The following is a 24379-nucleotide window of genomic DNA, read 5'->3' on the forward strand; positions in this document are numbered from 1 at the left end:
GGGAAGTCAGATCACGGGTGGTCGGTCGGGTCGGCCGGGTCGGTGTGATGGTCCTCCTCATCGCCGTCCCGGAAGCCATCCTCATCGCGGTCGAGGCCGATGCGCACCCCTGAACCGGGCGGTACACAGGTGTACGTCAGCTCCCTGTCCGCGGCGAGCGAGAGCTGCCGGAGCAGCGCGTCGGCGATCGGCGGGAGGGCCACGCGGTTGCTGATGAACTTGCCATTACGGTAGAGGAAGCCGAGGTCGGCGTGGAGGACGCGCGCCTTGGCCACCAGATCGCACTCGCCGACGTCCGCCCGCGCGATCAGGAGGTCGATGCGCGGCCCGACCGCCGCCGCGTTGCTGCTCGTGAGCGTCGCCTGCTGGCCCACGATCGGCGCCATGTTGCTGGCGAAGACGAGCAGGTAGGCCTCCACGGCCCGGCGCAGGGGGTTGCCGGGCGGGCCATCCGGGAAGGCGCCCGAGGCGAACCCGAAGGGGCTCGCCTGGCTGAAGCCGAGGTTCGTGTGGAAGCGGAACATCGTGTCCGTGCTTCCATCATGCACGAACCCGAAGCCGCGGACCTGATCGCCCATGTGCTCGTGATCGATGGCGTTGAAGTTCGGGTGAGGCGCGAAGCCGAACATGCCGACCTTCTGGTAGAGATTGCGGAGGTGGGGGATCTTGAACCCCTCTGTCGCGGCGTCGAAGTTCCGCCGGCCGTCCGTCCCGAAGAAGCCCGGGATGGCGACGCCGAACTCGGCGTTGGCCGTGGGGTCGAGGACGTGGCAACGGGAGCAGGGGAACTCTCCGGGCTCCGATGGCGAGTTCTCGAAGAAGTCCCGGCCGATGTCCTGCTCCGGCGTGAGGGCGTTGTCCAGGGCGCGGATCGGGTTCGGCGGATAGGTGATCTGCAGGGCGAAGTCGGTGAACGCCTGCATGTCCTCGTCGGGGATGGGCTCGCTCCGCCCGAGGAGGCCCGTGAAGGCCACGTTGAACTCCTTGAACGCGGTGTCCTCGTCGAAGATGCCGCTGTCCGGCTGGACGCTGGGCCCGTCATCGCCGCCGGTGCGGTCGCCCCGCCAGTGCATCGGGCCGTGGTTGGCGAGCCCGCGGAGGCTCTGCGTCGTCATCGGGCCCTTCATGGAGTGGAAGTCGTCGTTGAACCCGAAGTCCGACGGCCTGAGCACGAACAGCCCTTCATCCGTCCTCACGACGTCGTCCGGGTTGCCGAGGTTCCACGCGAGGCTGTCGAAATCGCCGAAGACGTGGCAGCTCCCGCACGACGAGTCGCCGTGGCTCGAGCTGAAGGCGGCGTCGTAGAGGAAGCGGCGGCCGCGGACGATGCTCTCCGGCTCGGGGCTATACATCGGGACGTGCGCCACCTCGGTGTTCGTCGTCGTGTTGATCACCGAGATCGAGTTGTCGAACCGGGTGAGCACGTAGAGCTTCTTGCGTGGCTCGTCCAGGACCAGGCCGGTCGGGCCGCCGCCGCTCACGGGGATCTGGCTCGCCGCGCTCGGGACGAACGTGTCGCTCTCGAGCTGGGCGGTGCTGAAGACACCGATCTTGCTCGAGCCAAAGGCCGAGACATACAGCTTGGCGCCGTTCTTTGTGATCGCCATCCCGAGCGGCGTGGCGAGGCTCTTCGCGTTCTCGGCGTTCGGGAGCGGGGCGCAGCACGCGCTGTAATCGATGTGTTTGTTCAGGTGGCGCGGCGCGACGCCGGCGCCGCTGAGGACGGTGATCCGGCTCTCGTGCAGGTGTCCCCGGACGGTCTGTCCGCCAAAGATGCCGGGGCCCTCGAAGCGCTTGTCGTTCAACGCCTCGGTGTTTGTGACGTAGATCTTCCCGTTCACCGGGTTGACGGCCATGTTGTAGAGGATGGTGCCGACGCCCTGGAAGTAGCCGGCCGGGCCGGCGACCTTCGCGGGAGGGTTGGCCATCGCATCGATGACGAAGACGTCCTTGTCGGGCAGGGAGAACTTCACCTTGTCGTCCCACACCCGGCCGAGCTCATCGACCCAGTGGGTCCCGTCGAACTTGGCGATGAGGCTCGTCTCGGGGCGCGGGACGCCCTCGAAGTTCGTGGCTGGCCCGGGGATGCCGCCGGCGGCTTCACCGCCGTCGGGGACGTGGTTCTCGTGGATGCTCGTGGTGCGGTTCCCCGAGTGGAATGCCGCGGCGTACACCCGCTTGCCGTCGGGCGTCACCTCCAGCGCGCGAGGCGTGTCGCCGAAGAGCGCGACGATGCTCAGGGGATTGCCGCCGAGCGTGCTGCCGAGGTTGTCGGCGTCGAAGACCCAGACGTCAGCGCGGCCCACGCCGGGCGTCGTGAGCTGCGGATCGTTCGGTCTGTTCTGACCGCGGTGCGCCGTCGTGATGAAGGCGCGGCGCCGGCCCGGGCCGGCGAAGACGATGTCGCGGGGCTCGTCGCCGACGAGCAGGGTGCGGACGACGCGGCTCCTCCGCGGGTTCTTGACGTTCACGACGCTGACGCTGTCCGAGAGGTGATTGACCACCCAGACCTCATGGTTATTGCGCGCGGCGACGGCCACCGGCTCGAGGCCGACGGACACCGACGCGCGATGCGTAAGGCCATGCGGACCGACGTCGAAGATCTCGAGGCGATTGTCAGGCGTGTTGACCGCGAAGAGCCGCGATCTGTCGGGCGAGAGCGCCAGCGGGCGAACCTGTCCGCTCTCGAAGAGCGTGAACGATCGCGGCGCGCTCTCGACGCGCTCCTGACTGCTTGCGATGGCCGGAGCGTCGGCGGCCGAGTCAAGCTCGGTGTCATCCTGAGAAGGTGAGCAGGAAGAGATTAAACAGACCGTGCACAGGTAGGCGACTCTTCTCATGGGGCATCTCCTTGAATATCGGGCATGATATTTCGCTGACCGATCATAGGGATGGGAAAGGGCATCGTTATGATGTACAAGCTCCGGCGCGATGGGCATCGGGCGCGCCGGACAACGGCTGCCATGTCGAATGCAGCCTCGCAGCGGCAAGCTGAGTTGTTACCGGGAGAGCATTCTATGCGAATGCAACAATGAAATAATTCGCGCTCGAGATGACGACGATGTGCGCGGCTGTGCGGGGCTGGCGACCGCCCCTTGGAGCCCTGGTACCGCCGGCTGGTCGTTCGGCTGCGCCGCGAACTCGGCGCGGCGCAGCCGGCGCGTTCGGCGCCCGCACGCGTGCGCGCAGGGCGTTGGGCGCATTCGCCCCCCCGCGCAGCGGCTTCCTTAGTCCCCCTTGATTGTAATCCCGCCCAACTTAGATCTAACAGTCTAGCACGAGCGTGATAAATCGAAAAGGCGGCGACTCAATGCAAAACGGCAGCACGGCAGCGACCCGAGTTGGCGGCGCGGCGTGGGTTGCGCGACAGCGGTATCCAGCCTCGATCGGGTGACGGCGATGCCCTCGCGACGCGCCGCGGCTCCAGCCAGCCGCGGCGCGCTCTCGCCGAGGCCCTACCAGAGCTGGTGAACGGCAGGCCGCAGCCGGCGATCGTAGATCTCGCGGATCTTCGCCATCGTCTCCTGCGGCAGGGCGGGCAGGTCCGCCGCGCTCGCGTTCTCGTCCACCTGATCAGGGCGCTTCGCGCCGGGGATCACGCACGTGACCGCGTCCTGCATGAGGATCCAGCGCATCGTCCACGCGCCCATGCTCACGCCGGCAGGCACGAGCGGGCGGAGCTCCTCGACCACCTCGAGGCCCAGATTGTAGTCGACCCCCGAGAACGTCTCGCCCTTGTCGAACGCGGCGCCCTCGCGGTTGAAGTTGCGGTGATCGTCGGCCGCGAACTTCGTCGCGGCGCTCATCTTGCCGGTGAGCAGCCCCGATGAGAGCGGCAGCCGCGCCAGGATCCCGACCTGCCGGCGCTTCGCCTCGACGAAGAAGAGGTCGGCCGGGCGCTGCCGGAGGACGTTGTAGATGATCTGCACCGACTGCACACCGGGGTATTCGATGGCCTTGAGCGCCTCTTCCACCCGCTCGACGCTGACCCCGTAGAAACGGATCTTGCCCGCCTTCACCAGCCGATCGAGAGCGTCGAACGCCTCGGGCCGATAGTAGACGTCCGTCGGCGGGCAGTGCAGCTGGACCAGGTCGAGCGCGTCCGTCTCGAGGTTCTTCAGGCTGCGGTCGATGAAGGCCGTGAGGTTCTCCGCGGTGTAGCTGGCCGCGGTGTGCGGGCTCAGCCGCCGGCCCGCCTTCGTCGCGATGACGATCTCCTCGCGCCGCTCCCGCCGGAGGCGCGCGAGCAGCCGCTCGCTCCGACCGTCGCCGTACACGTCCGCGGTGTCGAAGAAGTTCACGCCGCGATCGACGGCCCGGTGCAGCGCCGCGAGCGACTCCGTGTCGTCGACGTCGCCCCAGGTGCCCCCGATCGCCCAGGCGCCGAAGCTCACCGAGGAGACACGGAGACCCGTCCTGCCAAGTGGTCGATATTCCATGGCGGCGCATACAACCAGATTTCATCGGCCACGGCGAGCGCGCCGTGGGCACGCTCAGGCGGGCTCGACCCCGCGGCGGCGGTGCGCGCGCTTGCTGCGCTCGACGAGCGCGACGAGCTCCTCCCGCGTGACCCCGAGCCGCGCCGCGGTCCGATGCGCGAGCGACGTGCGGGCGACCCCGTCCACGAACTGGTATGTCGGCCACTGCTGCTCGTCGAGCTCGACCTGCAGGAACACGAGCCGATCGACCGGCCGGTCCCGCTCGAGCCGCGCCGCGAGCTCCAGGAAATGCGTCGTGATGAAGGCCTGAGGGCGGAGCTCCGCGAGGAGCGAGATCACGAGCTGGAAGATCTCCTCTCCCTCCGACGGGTTCGTGCCAGAGCAGAGCTCGTCGAGCACCACCATGTCGCCGACCTGCATCGCCTCGAAGAGCGACCGGATGCGCAGGAGCTCCATCCCGAGTCGGCCCTCGCTCTGGTCGGCCTGCGCCTGCTCGATCAGCGAGACGAAGAGCCCGTGGCACGGCGACAGGCGGGCCTCCGCGGCCGGCACGAAGAAGCCCGCCTGCCCGAGCATCTGGGCGAGCGAGAGCGCCTCGAGCAGCCGCGTCTTTCCCCCCGAGTTCGGCCCGGTCACGATGACGGTCGCGTCGTGAGGGTCGGTCGCGATGTCGCACGCGACGACGCGCGACGAGCTCGCGAGCAGGATCGGATTGAAGAGCCCCTTGAGCGCCCGCCCGGGGGCCTCGTCGCGCGCGCCGATCGGCCGGGCGAGCTCGGGGCCGCTTGGCCAGGCGAGCTCGGGCAGGCAGACGGAGAGCCCGGCCGCGCGGGCGCGCTCGCGCAGCGCGAGGCCGGCGAGGTAGAACTCGAGATCTCCGAGCAGCTGGATGAGCGCGACGAGATCGTCCTCGATGCCCTCGAATACGCTGTTGACGTAGCGGATGAGCAGCTCGTCGTCGCTGAACCGGTATCCCCGCCAGAGCATCACGAGCTTCGTGAAGACGCGCCCGATCGGCGACTTGTAGAAGCGGTTCTCGCTGTTCTCGCGGATCGACAGGGCGCGGAGGTCGCGGACGTGGCCGTCGGAGCCGACGCGGATCCGGACATCCAGCGTCGCGAGCTCCTCGTCGTACGCGAGCAGGTCCGCGAGGCGGCGGTACGCCTCGGTCTCGCGCACGGCCGCGCCGAACGCGGAGAGCCGCGCGAGGCCGGAGCGGGCGCCCGCGAAGCCGTCGGCGAGCGCGTCGAACGCCTCCTTCGCGGCGACGAGGATGTCCAGCCGGCGCCGGCTGCCCTCCCGGCGAGAGATGGAGATCGTCTCCAGCTGGCCCACCCAGCGGCGCAGCGCCGCGTAGGCGCGCGCGAGGTCGCGGCGCTGCGCCTCCGAGCCGGTGAGCTCGCGGAAGATCTCGCGCCGGAGCTCGACGGTATCGCGGTCGCTCGGCGGCCGGGAGAGCGCGCGGCCGAGCAGCGCCGGGCTCGGGATGTACGTGCGCCCCTCGCTCGTGAAGTGGAGGCAGCCCACGATGAGCTCCTGCAGGAAGACGTGCTGCGCGAAGCGGGCCGGGTCCCAGGTCGACGCGGGCAGCGACGCGGAATCGATGTGCCGGTCGAACGCCCCGCCGGGCGCGCCGCCCGCGAACGCGAACGTCAGCGACTCCTTGACGGCCCGCGCGTCGACCCGGAGCGCCGGCCGGTGCGAGAGGAGGTCGGGCGCGGAGCGCTGCCCGGGCGGGGCGTCTGGCAGGACGGGTTCCGGCGACGCCGCGCTCACGACCTCGAGCCTACGCGGTGTCAGGCCGGAGCGCTCGTCCGGTGTCCGCTGCCGCCTCTGCGCGGTGGCCAGGGAAGGTCTCGGCATGGTCGTCCCGACACGCGCGCCGCGCGGTTGTTCCCGAGCGGCCGGGAGCGACCGCGTTCATGGCACGAGGCCTGCCTCGGTGAGCAGCCGGAGATGCACCATGAGCTATCGCTGCACGATGAGCAGAATACGTTGGTTCTCCGGCCCAACCGTCCTCGCGCTCGCCCTCGTCGGCACGGCCTGCAGGAGCGAGAGCGAGAGAGCGGAGGGAGCGGTCCGCGAGCCGGGGGACCAGACAACGGGCGACAGGATCGCGCCGCCCGAAGGCCAGAACCAGAAGCCGGGCCAGGAGGCGCGCGAGCAGGCCGAGCGCGCGGGTGAGAAGGCCGAGCAGCTCGCCCAGAAGGGCCAGGAGCTCGGCCAGGAGGCGCGCGAGCAGGCCGAGCGCGTGGGTGAGAAGGCCGAGCAGCTCGCCGAGCGAGGGCGCGAGGTGGGCCGCGAGGTCAACGACCAGATGAACCGGGCCGGCGAGCAGACCGGCGCCCTCAAGGACGACCGGGGCTCAGGCGCGCGCGACCAGGCCGCGCCACCCGCGGCTCCCAAGGATCAACGCGCGCAGCAAGGCCGAGATGCGCAGGGCGCGCAGCAAGGCCGAGAGGCGCAGGGCGCGCAGCAAGGCCGGGAGGCGCAGGGCCAGGCCGGCGGCGCCAAGGACAAAGATCAGGCTGGAAGCACCGCCGCGAGCGCGCGCGATGTCTGGACGCAGGCGGCAAAGGACAACGATTATAAGGTCAGCTTCAACCGCGACGGTGCAGTCGTCGCCACCAAGGAGGCGAAGGGCACAGGCGAGCGTCCGCCCGACGAGACGCTCCGGAACGCGGTGGGCGGCAAGCTCGCTGGCAGCGACCATGAAGGAGTGAAGAAGCTGACCGTGACGGTGCGCGACGGGGTGGTCACCCTGCAGGGCAATGTCTCGAGCATGAAGGAGGCGACCGAGGCGGTGAAGGAGGCCCTGGAGGCCGATGGCGTCACCAAGGTGATCTCCTACATCCGTCACGGGTCATGACCGTGACCTCTTCTCCAGCTGCCGTCAGGGCGGCGCGGCAACCGTCAGCGCGCTAGGGAGTGCCTCCGGCCGTGGATGGCCGGCTGGGCGCGGTAGCGAAGTTCGTGGGCCGCAGCTTGACGGAACGCTCGACCGCCTCCGCAGGGGTGAGCGTCAGCATGATCGTCTCATCGAAGCAGTCGGACCTCGACACGACCACGACCTGCGTGCCCACGGGCAGCTCGGTCTTGAGCGGCGTCTTGCCGAGCATCGTTCCCTTCCAGCTCACGGTGGCGTCGGGCGGGTCGCTCGCGATCACCACGCTCACCTTGGGGGCTTCGTCGGGCTTCTTCTCGACAGCCCCCCCGGCCTCCGCGCCGCGCGCAGCGGCGGCAGCCACCGGAGGCTCGGTCACGGGCGCGCGCTTGCTCGCGACATGCAGCGCGCCACCGGCCACCGCGACCAGCGCGGCCAGGCCGGTCGCTCCGATCAGGTAGCTGCGCCTCGAGGTGGACGCGGGCACCGTCGTGGTGGCGCGCAGGCTCACGGAGTCGCTCACCGGGGTCCTCGGCCGCCCGAGGCCCGAGCCCCGCCCGAGGCCCGAGCCCCGCCCGAGGCCCGAGCCCCGCTCGAGACCCGAGCCCCGCTCGAGACCCGAGCCCCGCTCGAGACCCGAGCCCCGCTCGAGACCCGAGCCCCGCTCGAGACCCGAGCCCCGCTCGAGACCCGAAGCTCGATCGAGGCCGGAGCTGCTGGGCTCGCCGACATAGGGGAGCCTGCTGCCCGAGCGCGAGCTCGAGGGACCCGCCGCGAGGCCGATACCGCTCAGCGTCACCGGGCCGGGGGCCTCGCTCATGAGCAACGAGCTCGTCACCCGCTCGATCTGCCCCTTGATCTGCTGGCGGATGGTGGCCCTGCTCTCCGCGAAAATGCCCCGCATGCAGGCGCCGAGGAACTCGCCGCGGATGTCCTCGCCCGACCACTGCAGGTAGCTCTCGAGCACGTCGCACATCTCCTGCGCCGTCGCGAAGCGCTTCGACGGCTCGCGCTCCAGCGCCTTCGCGGCGATCTGGTCGAGCGCGATCGGGATCCCCGGGACGACGGTCGAGAGCCGGGGGATCTTCCCCAGCAGGAGCTGGTGCATCACGCTGATCTGGTCGCCCTCGAACAGCCGCCGCCCGGCGAGGAGCTCCCAGAACACGACGCCCACGGCGAAGATGTCTGCCCGGCGATCCGCCGTCTTGCCCGCCGTGACCTGCTCGGGCGCCATATAGGTGAGCTTGCCCTTGAAGGTCCCGCTCTCGGTGTTGGAGGAGTTGACGGCGGCCTTGGCCACGCCGAAGTCCACGAGCTTCACCGCGCCGTCGTACGTGACGAAGATGTTGTGCGGAGAGACGTCGCGATGCACGATCCCGAGCGGCCTGCCATCGAAGTCGCAGAGCTCGTGCGCGTAATGGAGGCCGCGCAGCACCTCGGCGACGATCCGGATCCACGTGCCGCGGACGAGCCCGCCGGTGCCGGACGCCCGATCGGCGGCCGCCTTGATGACGCGCTTCAGCGGCTGGCCGTCCAGGTACTCCATCACGATGAAGTACCCTTCCTGGTCGCTGCCGACCTCGTAGGTCTGGACGACATTGGGGTGGTTCATGCGCGCCGAGAGCTTGGCCTCGTCCATGAACATGAGGACCTGGCGGTCCTCCTCATCCGCGAAGCTGCGAAGGCGCTTGACGACGACCAGCTTGTTCACGGAGGCCGGCCCGTGAGCCATGGCCAGGAAGACGTCCGCCATCCCGCCGCGGCCGAGCTTCGCAATGGGACGATATCGCCCGAGCCCAAGCTGGGTCGGCGTGTCTCTCAGGATCGACGCTCCGTGTTCTCCGATCACACCCACCTCAGTATGCAAAATTCATTAATTGTGCGTCCAAGTCAATACGAAGAGTTTGCGTTGTCGTCATTGAGGCAACACTGCCCCAGTGAAGTGAAAAACCTGGAACCGTGTGAGCAAGAGAGACACAGGACGACATCCGAACACAGGCGCTCACGCGCGTCTTGACATCACACGCCCGCGTGCGCTGACCATTGGCCATTGCCATTGGCCGTTTGATCGCCGCTCGTTCGCCGCTTGTTCGCGGTCGCTTCGCGCTTCGTTCGGCGGACGCTGGCCGGAGGGGTGCCGATGCAGCTGAGCCGTGACGTGGCTCCCCTGCCGGTTGTGCCGGTGCCTGATTGACCGCGCTGCCGACGCGGGGTTCGCCGCAGGCGGTGATGGAAACGTAACAAAGGCAACGCCGTGTGCAACACGCCACAGCGCGCTTGGTCGAAAATCCAGCGGTCCTCCACGCCACGCCGAGCGCGACAGCACGCCAGGCGCTGCCGCCGCACCGCGATGGCGCTAACGCCGCACCGCGATGATGCCCGCGAGCTCGAAATCGAGCGGGATGCCGTCAGGCTCCCGGTACGCCTCCAGCCGGGTCGCGAACTCGTCGCAGAGCGGCTGGAGCACCTCCGGCGGGAACTCCCGCAGCGCGGCGTGGGTCACGAACCCGCTCTCCTGAAGCCAGCTCGCCACCTGCGCGCCGGAGCCGAACCACAGCCGGAACCGGTGGGTCCACGCCTCCACGGTGCGGAGGCCGCCGCGCTGGAGCACCTCGCTGACCTGCCCGGCGCTTTCCGGGACCGGCAGCTCCACCCTGCCGAGGTTGAGCTCGTCGGCCATCCGGCAATAGACCGCGTACGCCTGCGGCGTGCTGCTCGAGAGGTTCGTGAGGATCCCCGCGCGACCCCCGGACCGGAGCATGCGCCCGAGGCACGGCAACGCTGAGCGCCAGTTCAGGTAGGCGAGACAGAAGCGGAGGGTGACGACATCGAAGCTCGATGCCGCCGCGCGCCGGATGAAGAGCTCGCCCTCCGCGCGCCTCGTCGAGAGCTGCAGCCCCGCGTCCGCGGCTCGGGCCCTGGCGGCCCGGAGCATCTCCTCGGAGCAGTCGACGCCGACGACTTCGCCGGGCGCGACCTGCCTGAGCATCTCCACGGTCTCGATCCCCGTGCCGCACCCGATGTCGGCGCAGCGCGCGCCGGGAACGAGCGCGAGCCCCGCCGTGAGCCGGTCCTGAGGCTGCCTCATATGGCGCCCCCACCGGTCGTCGTACCGCTCGGCGATCCGGTCGTACACCGACCGCACCAGCTGTTCTGCGCTGTGCACCCCCGCCGCGCTCCTTCCTGCTCAGGCGGCCGAGGCGCGCGGAATCGGACGAATCAACGAACCAACGAGCCGACGAACCGACGAATCCGACGGTTCAGACGAATCCGACGGTTCGGACGAATCCGACCGGCGCACCCCTCCGCCGGCCCGCAGGCGAAGCGAGAACGGTGCCAGGCCCAGCAGGGAGTCGGGCCGGCGATTTATGTACAGCGGCTCAGATCAGAGCTTCCAGAGCGCGCAGCCCCAGTGGACGCCGGTCCCGAGCGCGAGCACCATGGCGAGCTGCCCTTTCTTCAGCCTGCCGGCGCGCATCTCCTCGTCGACGAGGATGGGCACGGTGGCGCCGCTCGTGTTGCCGAATCGGTCGATGTTGCTCGGGAGCTTCTCGACGGGCACGCCGAGATCCTTGCGGATGTGCTCGTTGATGCGTCCGTTCGCCTGGTGCGCCAGGAACACGTCGATCTGCTCGATCGCGACGCCCTGAGAGGCGCAGAGCTCCCGCACCGTCGCCGGGAGCTTGGTCACCGCGAACTTGAAGAGCTCGCGGCCGTCCATGCGGGGGATGTGGGCGTCGTCCTCGAACGACGTCTCCTTCCAGTAAGGCCGCGAGCGGAAGCCGCCGCCGGGCACGAAGAGGAGCTCGGCGAAGCGCCCGTCAGAGCAGATCTTGTTGCCGCGCAGGCCCGCGTCCCGATCGGTCGCACGGAGGACGAGCGCGCCCGATCCGTCCCCGAACAGGACGGCGAGGTTCCGGTGGCGGTCAGCGCGCGCCCGCGCCTCCGGCGTCGCGGACCGGCCGTTCTTCGGGTCGAGCGCTCCCCAGTCCTCCCAGGGCATGAAGCCGGCGTGCGCCTCGGCGCCCACGAACAGGATGGTCTTGGCGGCCCCCGTCTGGATGAGCCCGTCGATCGTCTGAAGGCCGAACAGCATCGCAGCGCACTGCTGCCGGATGTCGAGCGCAGGGACGCCGGGGATGCCCAGCTTCGCGCCGAGCACCGCCCCGGAGCCGGGAAAGATGTAGTCCGGCGTCATCGTGGCAAAGAGGATGTAATCGATCTCCGACGGTGAAATTCGCGCGGACTCGATGGCGCGCTTCGCCGCCTCGCACCCGAGGTCGCTCGCCCCCGTGCCGTCCGGCGCGTAGTGCCGCTGGCGGATACCGGAGCGCTGGTAGATCCACTCGTCGGAGGTCGTGATCACCCGCGCGAGGTCGTCGTTGGTGACAGGTTCGCCGGGCACGTAGTGCCCCGTCCCGATGATCTCAAATCCCATCTTTGACACAGACCTGCCTTACTCGAACCGCACGCCCGCGGCGACCGGGAACGGCACGAGGCCGCGCCCGAGCGGCAGTAGAAGCCGCCGAGCCGCGACGGGGCGATCCGCGCATTCCCGCGGTCGGCCTCATGACGCCGCCGGAGCGGTGCTCCCTGCTTGACGGCCGCCGGCGCTCCGGATAGCCTGTCGCGTCCCCGGGCACGATAGGTCCGCCGCTGGCCCGGGCCCGCCGCCGCCGCTCAACGCCGGCGCGCGGCCCAGCTGCAGATGAGGCAGCCGGCCATGTCGTGGCGCAGCGCCGGGCAGTGCTCGCGGCCGAAGTAGATGAGCTGCAGGTGGAGCTTGTTCCACCGCTCGGGGGGGAACGTGCGCTTGAGGTCGCGCTCCGTCTCGACGACGTCCTTTCCGGACGACAGGCCCCAGCGGAACGCGAGCCGGTGAATGTGGGTGTCGACCGGGAAGGCGGGATGGCCGAAGGCCTGCGCCATGACCACCGAGGCCGTCTTGTGACCGACCCCCGGCAGGGACTCCAGGGCCTCGAACGAGGCGGGGACGACGCCGCCGTGCTCGATCGCGATCCGCTCGCTCAGCGCCTTCAGGCGCCTCGCCTTCGTGGGCGCGAACCCGATCCTCCGGATGAGCCCGGCGATCTCCTCGGCCGGCACCGCCGCCATCTCCGCGGGCGTCCGGGCGCGCGCGAGGAGCGCCGGCATCACGGCGTTGACCATCTTGTCCGTCGTCTGCGCGCTGAGCATCACCGCCACGAGCAGCGAATACGGATCCTCGTGGAACAGCGGAATGGCCGGCTGCGGGTACAACCGGTCGAGGACCTCGCCGATCCTCGCGGCTTTCTCGGCGCGCTTCACGGTGGATGTCAGAGCAGCCCGTAGAACGACAGGAGATCGCCGAGCTCCTCGTCGGAGAGGACCTCGGCGGAGAACGGCGGCATCTGCCCGCCGTAGCCGATGAAGGAGCCGTGCCGGACCTTCTCGACGAAGACCATCAGCCGCTCGCGCTCCGTGTACTCGCCGAACGGGTGCTCCTCGAGCGTCCGGTCCGGCAGCGCCGGGGCCCGCTCGACGAGCCGCCCTTCCCCCGAACGAGCGCGCCCGTGGCACGAGGCACAGGCGCGATCGTGGATGAGCTCGCCCCGCCCCGGGTCGCCGGGCGGCGGCTCGCTCAACGTGTAGATCGGCGTGAACGGGACGGCCTCGGCCGCGTCGCCGTCGCTGGGCAGCGACTCCAGGTAGGCGTACATGGCCTGTGCAGCGGGGTCGTCCGCGGTCCAGGGCAGATCCTTGGTCATGAAGAAATAGAGGCAATGGTTGATCGCGCCGAGGAGATCGACCTCCTGCCCGCCCCAGTAGTGCGGGCGCGCGAGGGCGCCGGCGAGCGGGGCGCCGGGGAGCATGGCGCCCCCCGCCTCGCCGGCGATCGCTTCATGGCACGTCGAGCATGCATAGCGATTGAAGCGCGTCTCCGCGATCGAGGGATCCCGGAAGAGCGCCGCGCCGTGCTCCACGGCCGTCGCGTCGACGATCTTCGTCTCGGGATCGCCCGTGCAACCGCAGAGGAGCGCCGCGCAGGCGAGCGCGGCCGGTGCGCCGGAGAGCGCCTTCATCGCGCCCCCGCGGCGACGCGCGCGAACGCGTCGGGATAGAGGCCCACCTCGGTGTCGCTGCGCGTCTCCAGCGTCTCGGGATCGAGCCGGAGCACCCTGCCGGGGGTCTCGGTCTGATCCCCCTCGCAGACGAGGAAGAGCCCGTGCTCCTCGTCGAGATCCGCAAGGTGCGGCCTGAAGCATTCCCCGGAGAGCTCCCGTGAGACGATGTCGTCGTCGCCCGGGGCCACGCCGATCAGCGCGATCGCGTCGGGCACCTGCGTCGGCAGGTAGATGCGGCTCCCGTCGGGGGTCCACGCGACGAAGTAGGGCGCGCCGATCACGGGGATGGTGCGGGATTCGTCGAACGTCTCCGACGCGACATCGAAGAAGCGCACGTCCCTCGTCTCTATGTTGCTCACGGCGATGGTCTTCTGATCGGGCGACATGACGGCGGCGTAGGGCCCGTAGGTGGGGTTGGCGATGCGCGGGCTCGGTCCGACGGGGACGCGCTTCACCTCGGCGTCCGGGTCCGTCAGGTCGACGATCGCGAGGACATCCTCGCCATAGCAGGCGACGTAGGCGCGGGCGGCGTCCGGGCGCGAGAGGACGATGCCGTGCGCGGCCATGCAGACGGGGATGAGCCTCGGCGCGGCCGAGCCCGTGGGCAGGACGGCGTCGGCGTCGATCACCGCGAGGGACGAGCGCGCCGCCTCGATGTCCCCCGGATTGTCGAGCACGCGCTTGAGATCGTAATGAGAGACGACGATGCGGCTGCCATCCTCGGAGATCACGATGTCGCCCGGGTTGGGCTCGACGCGCACCTGTCCGAGGACGCGCATGTCGTCGAGCGCGAGCTTCTGGACATAGCCGGCCACCGCGCTCGATCCGTGGGTCGCGTGGGGGCCGATCGTGCCGGCGAGGACAGGGTACGACAGCGCGACATAGAGCGCGTTTCCCGGGGCGTCCACGGCGACATGATGAGGCCCGTCGAGCGTCACCGGATCGCGGCCCACAGGGTAAACACCGAACCGCTCTCCCGTCGCGAGCGAGATGAGGGAGAGCGTGTCGGAGCGGCTATCGGTGACCACACCCATTCCCCCCTCCGGAACGACGATCTCCGGACGCCGGTCCGGATAGGCGTCCCCCTCATAAGCACCGTAATGGGTCTCGATGAGGGGATCGGGCTCGCTGCAGCCCACCAGCGCCGCCGCCGCGAGGGCGCAGCCCAGGAATCGCGAAATGACCATGGATGACCTCGAAAGGGGCGCCCGGAGCCCGGACGCGCCGCATCCTAGCAGCAGCCGGCGCGCTGGCCGCGGCTCCGCCCTACCATGGTTCAGTCCGCCCGTGCTCATCCACGTGACGCTCCGCGGCGACCCCCGGAACACGTGGGGTAGTTAACACGCATTCCGGAAACTCTCGTTTCTTTGTCGATGCCGGCCGTCAGCAAGGACGATACCGCCTGAATGAACATTTCTTGATCGGGCGCTGCTGTCTTGTCATGTAAGGAAGCGATGAGCCAGACACGAGCTGTGGGCACGAGAACGGCGGAGCCCGACCGATCGCTCCGCACACGCGCGCGCGGAGGTCGCCCCGCGGCGGTCTTCCTCCTTGCGCTCGCGGCCTGCGCGGCGGAGGAGTCCGTCGAGCCCGCGCCCCTGCCTGCGCCGACGCCGCTGCCGGCGCTCGCGGGCGCGCCGCCGCTGACGACCGAGCGCACCCTCGTGCCGCGCACCGCGGTGATCGATCCGCCGGCCAGGAACCCCGCGGTGCCGGTGGAGATCGAGCAGATGCTCGCCGAGGGCTACGGCGAGCTCGAGATCGGGCCGGGACAGCCGCTCGCGCCGGCGACGCTCGACGGCACGCCCCCGCCGCCGCGCGGCCCGCGCCCGAAGCTGCTGACGCGGTTCGTGCACCTCGCCGATACCCAGCTCGCCGACGACGAGTCGCCCGCGCGGCTCGCGATCTTCGACGGGCCCGGCCCCTTCGCGTCGGCGTTCCGCCCGCAGGAAGGGCACGAGTGCCGGATCCTCAACGCCGCCGTCCGCACCATCAACGCGTTCCACCGGAGCACGCCGATCGACTTCGTCCTGCTCGGCGGCGACAACGCCGACAGCGCGCAGACGAACGAGATCGCGTGGTTCACGGCCATCCTCGACGGCGCCGAGCGCGTCGAGTGCGACTCGGGCGACGACGACGATCCCGTCCAGGGCCCGGACAACGATCCCAAGGACCCGTTCTTCGCCGAGGGGCTGCTCATGCCGTGGCGCTGGGTGACCGGCAACCACGATGTCCTGCACCAGGGGAACTTCCCGGTCGACACCCGCGCCGAGCTCGTGACGGGGAGCCTCTCGGACGGCGGGACGCGCGACTGGTCGCTCCCCGGCGGTCCGGTGGTCACCGGCGAGGTCGTGCCCGACCCGAGGCGAGCGCTCCTGAGCCGCCCCGCGCTGCTCGATCAGCTGGCGGCGACGGGCGATGGGCACGGGATCGGGCCCGACGAGCAGGCGTACGGGAAGGCGTTCTACGAGTTCGACGTGAAGGACACGCCCCTCCGCGTCCTCGTGCTCGACACGGCCGCCGAGACCGGAGGCCCGAACGGCGTGCTCCTCGAGGACGACGTCGAGCGGTTCATCCGCCCGGCGCTCGACCGAGCGCAGCGCGATCGCAGGTGGGTCGTCCTCGCGTCCCACCACGCGTCGCGCCTGCTCGGGGATGGCTCCTTCGCCGCGACGGGCACCCCCGTCGTGCCCGGCGCGCTCAGCGTCGAGGCGTGGCAGGCGCTCGTCGGCGGCTACGACAACGTGCTCCTCCACCTCGCGGGCCACACGCACGTGCACCGGGTGACCCCGGTGACGCCGAGCGGCGGGCACGCGTACTGGGAGCTCGAGACCTCCGCGCTCTCCGATTACCCCCACCAGGTCCGCGTCATCGAGATCTGGGACGAGGACAACGGCTTCGCCGCCATCCGGGGGGTCGCCCTCGACTACGCCGTCGACGACGACCCGGTCGCCGCCGAGGGGCGGCGCCGGGCCGTCGTGGACGTCACCTCCGGCTTCGGCCGCGACGGCAGCGGCGCGCCGTCGTGGCGCAACGTCGAGCTCTCGATCGAGCGGCCGGACTGACCGCGCCGCGCGGGCGGCCCGCGCCGCCGCTCATCCGCCGTCGCGCAGCGGCACCGTCTCCCGGAGCTCGATCGACAGCGGAGGCTCGCCTCCCGTGCGGATGGCGGCGGCCATCCTGTGCCGCGCCGAGGGCTGGTAGAGCGCGAACTGCCAGGCCGAGCGATCGTCGCCGAGCCGCGGATCGAAGGAGATGCCGATCGCCGGCCCGTCGTCGAGGTGGAACGAGAACTGGTCGAGCGGGATCGCGAGCCCCATCCCGCGCGCCTTGATGTACGACTCCTTGAGCGTCCAGTACTCGAAGAAGCGCGCGCGCTGCGCCTCCTTCGGCAGGGCGCGCAGCGCGCGCACCTCGATGGGCGAGAAGAAGCGGTCGGCGATGTCCACCGCGCTGCTCGATCGCTCGGTGTCCTCGACGTCGACCCCCACGTCGCGGTCCAGCGCGACCAGGCATGCGATGAGCCCCCGCGTGTTGGACAAGTTGAACCGGAGCGGCGGCACGCCCGGCGGCCCCGCGATCTGCGGCCGACCAAATTCGTTCCGGACGAACGTCCATGCCTCGGGCGCGACGTCCGCGTACTTCGAGAGGACCGTGCGCACGAGCGCGCGGGTGAGCAGGTACTCGTGCCGGTTCTCGGCGAACAGGAAGCGCGCCTGCTGCACCGCCTCGTCCGGCGCCATCAGCCGGTGGTACGCCGCGAGCAGCGCCTCGTCGCAGACCGGCTCGGAGAAGACGTACCAGAGGTGCGCGGTGCCGGGACCGATCTCGATCATCTACGCCCCCAGCGGAGCCGCGTCCGCGGGCCCCGGCAGGATCTCGCGCAGGCAGCTGTCGACGGTGAGCCCGGCGGGCCGCTGGCGCGGGTAGCCGAACGACACCTCCTCGAAACGAACACCGTCGATCCAGTCGGTGCGGGGGATGTGGAGGTGCCCTGAGACGACCACCCGCGCGCGGAACCGCGTGTGCCAATCGTGCGTGCGCCGCGTCCCGCACCAGATCGAGAAGCGCGGGATGCGCCACAGGCGCACGAGCTCTTCCCGCAGCGGGAAGTGGTTGATGAGCACCGTGGGGTGGTCTTCGATCGCGGCGAGTCGCGCCTCGGTCTCGGCGAGGCGGGCCCGGCACCACGCAGGCCGGCTCGCGTACGGGGCCGGGTCGAGCAGCTCCTCGTCCATGCAGAGGACGCCGCTCTGCATCGCCCACGCCACCGCGTCGCGCTCGGCCACGCCGGCCGGCCGGAAGCTGTGGTCATAGAGCAGAAACATCGGCGCCAGCACGTGCGGCCCGCCCTCGCCCTCCCAAAGCACGTAAGGGTCCTCCGGCGTAATCACCCCGCGGCTCCGGCATAGCTCGACCAGCCGATCGTAGCGAGCCCGGCCGCGCGGCGCGCCGCGCTCACTCGGCACCGTATAGAGCTCGTGGTTGCCCGGCGCCCACACGAGCTGCTTGAACCGCGGGCCCAGGGTATCGAGCACGTAGAGCAGGTGCTGCTCCGTCTCCCCGAGGTCGCCAGCGAGGATGAGCCAGTCGTTCGGCCGCGGCGTCATGCGCTCGATGGCGCACCGGTTCTCCGCATAACCGACGTGGAGATCACTGAGCGCGAAGAGCTTCATCCGAATGACACGTCGCCGGTGGACGGGCCAGCAAGCCGGCCAGCCCCACCCACACCACGGGCGGCGACGGGCGTCCACTGCCGAGCGCCGCCCGCCCCCGGCCCATCCGGGCCGCGGAGGGGGGACCGCTCCCCCGGTTTTGCGCCCGATTCGGCGGGTACTGGCGCGCCGCATTAACTAGGGCTCCAATCCTTGTGCCACATGTGCTACGCGCGTGTGAAGTCAGCACCATGCCTCTGCCCCAACGACAAGGTCTTTACGATCCGGCTTTCGAACACGACGCCTGCGGTCTCGGATTCGTCGCCACGCTCCGCCGTGAAGCGACGCACGAGGTCGTTTGCCAAGCGCTCGAGATCCTCGAAAATCTAACCCATCGCGGCGCCGCTGGCTGCGACCCCTGCACCGGCGACGGCGCGGGCGTCCTCCTCCAGATCCCGCACGAGCTGTACGCCGCATCCCTGGCTGCCGTGGGCATCGCGCTGCCTCCTCCCGGCGACTACGCCGTCGCGACGGTGTTCTTCTCGCAGAGCCCGTCCCGGCGCCGCCAGTGCGAGGCGATCCTCGAGGCCGCGGTCGTGCATCACGGCCAGCGCGTCCTCGGCTGGCGCGACGTCCCCATCGACGACGCGGCGATCGGCCCGGTCGCGCGCGACTCGCGCCCCGCGATCCGCCAGCTGTTCATCGGCAGGGTCGCGCCTCGCCAGTCCTTCGAGCAGGTCCTCTATGCGGTCCGCAAGCGCGCCGGCCGCACCGCCCACTCCGATGACTTCTACATCGCCTCCTGTTCATCGCGGACCGTCGTCTACAAGGGCCTGATGCTCGCGGAGCAGGTCGCGGCGTTCTACCCCGATCTGTCCGACAAGCGCGCCGTGTCGCGGCTCGCGATGGTGCACTCGCGCTTCTCGACGAACACCTTCCCCACGTGGGAGCGCGCGCACCCGTACCGGGTCATCGCGCACAACGGCGAGATCAACACGGTGCGCGGCAACACCGCCTGGATGTCGGCGCGCGAGGCGCTGCTCAAGAGCGATGTGTTCGCGAACGCGATCGAGGACTTCAAGCCGATCATCCGGGCCGGCGGGTCCGACTCGTCCGCGCTCGACAACGTTGTCGACTTCCTGCTCGCGAGCGGCCGGTCGCTGCCGCACGTGATGATGATGCTCGTGCCGGAGGCCTGGGCGCACGACCCGGACATGTCGGCCGAGAAGAAGGCGTTCTACGAGTACCACGGCTGCCTCATCGAGCCCTGGGACGGCCCCGCGGCGCTGTGCTTCACCGACGGCCAGCTGATCGGCGCGACGCTCGACCGCAACGGGCTGCGCCCGGCGAAGTACGTCGTGACGGGCGACGGGCTCGTCGTGCTCGCGAGCGAGTTCGGCGTGCTCGACATCGAGCCGGCGCGCGTCATCCAGAAGGGGCGCCTCCAGCCGGGCAAGATGTTCCTCGTCGACACGAGCGAGGGGCGCGTCGTCAGCGACGACGAGATCAAGCGCCGGGTCGCGACGCAGAAGCCGTACGCGGCGTGGGTCGCCGAGAACAAGATCGACCTGCGCGCCCTCGAGGACGTGCCGAGCCTCTACACCATCCCGCACGCGGACCTCCGGTCCCTGCAGCAGACGTTCGGCTACACCGAGGAGGACCTGCGGATGATCCTCGCGTCGATGGCCACCCTCGGCGAGGAGCCGGTGGGCTCGATGGGCGTCGACATCCCGCTCGCCGTCCTCTCCGAGAAGCCCCAGCTGCTCTTCCGCTACTTCAAGCAGCTGTTCGCGCAGGTCACCAACCCGCCGGTCGACCCGCTCCGCGAGGAGATCGTGATGTCGCTCGTGAGCTGCGTCGGCGGCGAGGGCAACCTCCTCGAGGAGACGCCCCGCCAGTGCCGGATGCTCGAGCTGCCGCACCCGATCCTCACGCAGGACGATCTGTCCAAGCTGCGCAAGAACGTCTTCCCCGACTTCCGCGCGGCCACGCTGCCGATGTACTTCTCGGTCGACGGTGACCCGGAGGACAACCTGCGCAACGCGCTCGCCAAGCTCTGCAAGGACGCGAGCCGCGCGATCGCCGACGGCGCGAGCATCCTCATCCTGAGCGACCGCGGCATCGACGAGACGCTCGCCCCCATCCCGAGCCTGCTCGCGACGGGCGCCGTGCACCACCACCTCATCAACGAGGGGACGCGCACGCGCGCCGGCATCATCGTCGAGACCGGCGAGGCGCGCGAGGTCGGCCACATGGCGCTGCTCATCGGCTACGGCGCGGGCGCGGTGAACCCGTACCTCGCGTTCGAGTCGATCGCGGCGATGTGCCGCGACAAGACCCTCGGCCCCGACCTGTCGCCCCCGGCGGCGAGCTCGCGGTACGTGAAGGCGCTCAAGAAGGGCATCCTGAAGATCATGTCCAAGATGGGGATCAGCGCGCTCTCCAGCTACCAGGGCGCGCAGATCTTCGAGGCGATCGGCGTCGACCAGCTCGTCATCGACGCGTACTTCACCGGCACGGCGTCGCGCGTCCGCGGCGTCGGGCTGCGCGAGATCGCGGAGGAGACGCTCGCCCGCCACCAGGCGGCGTACGGCGAGCGGGCGCGCGCGCACCTCGACGTCGGCGGCCACCACCACTTCCGCGTGTTCGGCGAGCGGCACCTCTGGACGCCGCAGTCGATCTCGACGCTCCAGCGGGCGGTCCGCCTCGACGACGCGAAGAGCTACGCCGAGTACTCCGCGATCATCAACGAGCAGCACGAGCACCCGATGTCGCTCCGCGGGCTGTGGGACTTCAAGCCCGTCGGCCCGCCGGTGCCGATCGAGGAGGTCGAGCCCGCTACCTCGCTCGTCAGGCGCTTCGCCACGGGCGCCATGTCCTTCGGCAGCATCTCGAAGGAGGCCCACGAGACCCTCGCCGTCGCGATGAACCGCATCGGTGCGCGGTCGAACACCGGCGAGGGCGGCGAGGACCCGGGGCGCTTCCTCCGGCTGCCGAACGGCGACTCGAAGCGGAGCGCGGTGAAGCAGGTCGCGTCGGGGCGGTTCGGCGTCACGGCCCAGTACCTCGTCAACGCCGACGAGCTGCAGATCAAGATGGCGCAGGGGGCCAAGCCCGGCGAGGGCGGCCAGCTCCCGGGCCACAAGGTCGACGCGGTGATCGCGAAGGTGCGCCACTCGACCGCCGGCGTGACGCTGATCTCGCCGCCGCCGCACCACGACATCTACTCGATCGAGGATCTCGCGCAGCTCATCTTCGACCTGAAGAACATCAACTCGAAGGCGCGCATCAGCGTGAAGCTCGTCGCCGAGGCGGGCGTCGGCACCATCGCCGCGGGCGTCGTGAAGGCGCACGCCGACGTGGTGCTGATCAGCGGCGACTCGGGCGGCACCGGCGCCTCCCCGCTCACGTCGATCCACCACGCGGGCGTGCCGTGGGAGCTCGGGCTCGCCGAGGCGCACCAGGTGCTCGTGATGAACGGGCTCCGCGGCCGCGCCATCGTGCAGACCGACGGCAAGCTGATGACCGGCCGGGACGTGGCGTTCGCCGCCTTGCTCGGCGCCGAGGAGTTCGGCTTCTCCACGGCGCCCCTCGTCGCGGCGGGCTGCATCATGATGCGCAAGTGCCACCTCAACACCTGCCCGGTCGGCATCGCCACGCAGGACCCGGAGCTCCGCAAGAAGTTCACGGGCGCGCCGGAGCACGTCATCAACTTCTTCTTCTACGTGGCGGAGGAGCTCCGGCAGATCATGGCGAGCCTGGGCTTCCGCACCCTGACCGAGATGGTCGGGCGCTCCGACTGCATCGTGCAGCGGCGCACCGGGCTCCACGCGAAGGCGAGGAAGATCGACTGCTCCGAGGTGCTCTACCGCCCGAAGGAGGCCCTCACGAGCCCGAACCACTGCGTCGAGCCGCAGGACCACAAGCTCGACCGGGTGCTCGACCTCAGGCTGATCGAGCAGGCGCGCGCCACGATCGACGGCGGGTCGCCCGTCGTCATCGAGACCCGCGTGCGGAACTCGGACCGGACGCTCGGCGCCATGCTGAGCGGTGAGATCGCGCGCCGCCACGGCGGCGTCGGGCTGCCCGAGGACAGCATCGTGGTGAAGTGCACCGGCAGCTCCGGCCAGAGCTTCGGCGCCTTCGCCTCGCGGGGCATGACGCTCGAGCTCGAGGGCGACGCGAACGATTACGTCGGCAAGGGCCTCTCGGGCGGCGTGGTGGCGGTGCGCCCGCCGCGCGAGGCGCCGTTCAAGCCGGACGACCAGGTCATCGTCGGCAACGTCGTGCTCTACGGCGCGACGAGCGGCCGCGCGTTCTTCAACGGCCGCGCCGGCGAGCGCTTCGCGGTCAGGAACAGCGGGGCCACCACCGTCGTCGAGGGCGTGGGCGACCACGGCTGCGAGTACATGACGGGCGGCACCGTGATCATCCTCGGCACCACCGGCCGCAACTTCGGGGCCGGCATGAGCGGCGGGCTCGCCTACGTCTTCGACGAGGACGCGCTCTTCGAGGCGCGCTGCAACAAGGAGATGGTGCAGCTCGAGACGATGACCGCGTCCGACGCCGAGTCGGTGCGGGCGCTGCTCGAGGAGCACGTGCGGCGCACGGGCAGCCGGAAGGCGACCGAGCTGCTCGACTCCTGGCAGGCCGTCCTGTCGAAGTTCGTGAAGGTCGTCCCGAGCGAGTACCGGCGCGCCCTCGAGGCCGCGGCGTCGCCCGCGACGAACGGGGCCGACGCGACGGACGGGATCGTGTCCCTCCTTTCACCCTCCACCCCCTACGTTTCCACTGGACGTTACATCCCCGCCAACGCGGGCCCCGCGAGCACGGGAGAGAGGTCGGCCGCCCATGGGTAAGGTACGAGGCTTCCTCGAGATCCAGCGGGTCGACATCAAGAAGCGACCCGTCTCCGAGCGTTTGAACGACTGGCAGGAGTTCGAGCTCCCGATCCCCGATCCCGAGCTGCGCGATCAGGCGGCGCGGTGCATGGACTGCGGCATCCCGTTCTGTCACGACGGGTGTCCGCTCGGGAACCTGATCCCCGACTGGAACGATCACATGTTCCGCGAGCGCCTCCCCGAGGCGATCGCGGCGCTCGACGCGACGAACAACTTCCCCGAGTTCACCGGGCGCGTGTGCCCGGCGCCCTGCGAGGCGGCGTGCGTGCTGAACATCGAGGGCAAGCCGGTCACGATCAAGAACGTCGAGCGCGGCGTCGCCGATCGCGCCTTCGAGCGGAACCTTGTCGTGCCGGTCATCGCGAAGCAGCGCACGGGCAAGAAGGTCGCGGTGATCGGGTCGGGGCCGGCCGGCCTCGCGGCCGCGCAGCAGCTCGCGCGCAAGGGGCACGACGTGACGCTCTTCGAGCGCGACGACCGCATCGGCGGCCTGCTCCGTTACGGCATCCCCGACTTCAAGATGGAGAAGCACCTCATCGACCGCCGCATGGAGCAGATGCAGGCCGAGGGGGTGACCTTCCGCACGGGCGTCCACTGCGGCGTCGACATCACCGGCGACGCGCTGCGCGAGCAGTACGACGCCATCGTGCTCTGCGGCGGGGCGCGCCGGCCGCGCGACCTGGCGGTGCCGGGCCGGGAGCTGAAGGGCGTCCATTTCGCGATGGATTTCCTGACGCAGCAGAACAAGCGGGTCGCCGGCGACGTGATCCCCGACAGCGAGGCGATCCTCGCGACGGGCAAGCGCGTGGTCGTCATCGGCGGCGGCGACACCGGCTCGGACTGCCTCGGCACGAGCCACCGGCACAACGCGGCGCACGTGACGCAGCTCGAGCTCCTCCCCCGCCCGCCCGAGCAGCGCTCCCTGACGAACCCGTGGCCCGCGTGGCCGCTCATCCTCCGTTCGTCGTCCTCGCACGAGGAGGGCGGCGAGCGCGACTGGTCGGTCTCGACCACCGCGTTCCTCGGGGACGAGCACGGGCACGTGCGCGCCCTCAAGGCGGCGCGGGTGAGCCTGGAAGGCGGGAAGTTCGTGCCGGTCCCGGGGAGCGAGTTCGAGATCCCGTGCGAGCTCGTCCTGTTCGCGATGGGCTTCGTCGGCTCCGAGCGCGAGGGGCTGATCGAGCAGCTCGGCGTCGCGATGGACCAGCGCGGCAACGTGAAGGCGCCGGGCGGGCGCACGAGCGTGGAGGGCGTCTTCGCCGCCGGCGACATGTCGCGCGGCCAGAGCCTCGTCGTGTGGGCGATCGCGGAGGGGCGCAAGGCCGCCGAGGCGGTCGACGCGTACCTGATGCAGGCGGCGAAGCGCCGGCTGGCGCTCGCGGCAGGCTAGAGCTCG

15 protein-coding genes are annotated in these 24379 nt (G+C 70.2%); 4 read left to right on the forward strand and 11 right to left on the reverse strand.

The genetic code is table 11. The features are described from left to right. Positions 1-11: 11 nt before the first annotated feature. From WMF36_RS26930 to WMF36_RS26940, 3 genes are all read right to left on the reverse strand, one after another. Positions 12-2840 (reverse strand): beta-propeller fold lactonase family protein, encoded by a 2829-nt coding sequence (locus WMF36_RS26930; protein ID WP_437573628.1) that lies wholly within the window; start codon positions 2838-2840, stop codon positions 12-14. A gap of 615 nt (positions 2841-3455) precedes the next feature. After that, on the reverse strand, positions 3456-4439 hold the full coding sequence (locus tag WMF36_RS26935; protein WP_437573629.1) for an aldo/keto reductase: 984 nt from the start codon (positions 4437-4439) through the stop codon (positions 3456-3458). Positions 4440-4493: 54 nt separating this feature from the next. Further along, positions 4494-6215, reverse strand: a complete 1722-nt coding sequence (locus tag WMF36_RS26940; RefSeq protein WP_437573630.1) for a MutS-related protein — start codon at positions 6213-6215, stop codon at positions 4494-4496. A gap of 187 nt (positions 6216-6402) precedes the next feature. On the opposite strand from WMF36_RS26940, the gene WMF36_RS26945 reads away from it, so the two are divergent. Continuing rightward, on the forward strand, positions 6403-7308 hold the full coding sequence (locus tag WMF36_RS26945; protein ID WP_437573631.1) for a BON domain-containing protein: 906 nt from the start codon (positions 6403-6405) through the stop codon (positions 7306-7308). 52 nt (positions 7309-7360) lie between these two features. On the opposite strand, the gene WMF36_RS26950 is transcribed toward WMF36_RS26945, so the two are convergent. The 6 genes from WMF36_RS26950 to WMF36_RS26975 all read right to left on the reverse strand — a co-directional run bounded on the left by WMF36_RS26950 (position 7361) and on the right by WMF36_RS26975 (position 14614). Further along, a complete protein-coding gene (locus WMF36_RS26950; protein ID WP_437573632.1) occupies positions 7361-9172 on the reverse strand; it encodes a protein kinase domain-containing protein in 1812 nt (603 codons plus the stop codon). A 507-nt stretch (positions 9173-9679) separates the two neighbouring features. Further along, positions 9680-10489: a class I SAM-dependent methyltransferase gene (locus WMF36_RS26955; RefSeq protein ID WP_437573633.1), complete on the reverse strand. Its 810-nt coding sequence runs from the start codon at positions 10487-10489 to the stop codon at positions 9680-9682. Between the two features lie 219 nt (positions 10490-10708). Continuing rightward, complete coding sequence (locus WMF36_RS26960) at positions 10709-11761, reverse strand: 3-oxoacyl-ACP synthase III family protein (protein WP_437573634.1); 1053 nt, start codon at positions 11759-11761, stop codon at positions 10709-10711. A gap of 242 nt (positions 11762-12003) precedes the next feature. Continuing rightward, positions 12004-12630 (reverse strand): endonuclease III domain-containing protein, encoded by a 627-nt coding sequence (locus WMF36_RS26965; protein ID WP_437573635.1) that lies wholly within the window; start codon positions 12628-12630, stop codon positions 12004-12006. Positions 12631-12638: 8 nt separating this feature from the next. Beyond that, the gene (locus WMF36_RS26970) at positions 12639-13385 is read right to left on the reverse strand and encodes a c-type cytochrome (protein WP_437573636.1); all 747 of its coding nucleotides are present in this window, start codon (positions 13383-13385) and stop codon (positions 12639-12641) included. Further along, positions 13382-14614 (reverse strand): YncE family protein, encoded by a 1233-nt coding sequence (locus tag WMF36_RS26975; RefSeq protein ID WP_437573637.1) that lies wholly within the window; start codon positions 14612-14614, stop codon positions 13382-13384. Before WMF36_RS26975 ends, WMF36_RS26970 begins: the two co-directional genes overlap by 4 nt. Positions 14615-14881: 267 nt before the next feature. On the opposite strand from WMF36_RS26975, the gene WMF36_RS26980 reads away from it, so the two are divergent. Further along, complete coding sequence (locus WMF36_RS26980) at positions 14882-16492, forward strand: metallophosphoesterase (protein ID WP_437573638.1); 1611 nt, start codon at positions 14882-14884, stop codon at positions 16490-16492. Positions 16493-16522: 30 nt separating this feature from the next. On the opposite strand, the gene WMF36_RS26985 is transcribed toward WMF36_RS26980, so the two are convergent. Both WMF36_RS26985 and WMF36_RS26990 read right to left on the reverse strand, forming a co-directional pair. Beyond that, positions 16523-17263: a 4'-phosphopantetheinyl transferase family protein gene (locus WMF36_RS26985; RefSeq protein ID WP_437573639.1), complete on the reverse strand. Its 741-nt coding sequence runs from the start codon at positions 17261-17263 to the stop codon at positions 16523-16525. Beyond that, positions 17264-18103 (reverse strand): metallophosphoesterase family protein, encoded by an 840-nt coding sequence (locus tag WMF36_RS26990; RefSeq protein WP_437573640.1) that lies wholly within the window; start codon positions 18101-18103, stop codon positions 17264-17266. 230 nt (positions 18104-18333) lie between these two features. Between WMF36_RS26990 and gltB the strand changes: the two genes are divergently transcribed. Together gltB and WMF36_RS27000 are read left to right on the forward strand one after the other, a co-directional pair. After that, entirely contained in the window at positions 18334-22941 is a 4608-nt protein-coding gene (gltB, locus tag WMF36_RS26995; protein WP_437573641.1) for a glutamate synthase large subunit, read from the forward strand. After that, positions 22934-24373: a glutamate synthase subunit beta gene (locus WMF36_RS27000; protein WP_437573642.1), complete on the forward strand. Its 1440-nt coding sequence runs from the start codon at positions 22934-22936 to the stop codon at positions 24371-24373. The genes gltB and WMF36_RS27000 overlap by 8 nt, the downstream gene beginning before the upstream one ends. Positions 24374-24379 lie beyond the last annotated feature (6 nt).

Origin of the sequence: Sorangium sp. So ce887, from assembly GCF_051521455.1 — a bacterium.
GTDB lineage: Bacteria > Myxococcota_A > Polyangia > Polyangiales > Polyangiaceae > Sorangium.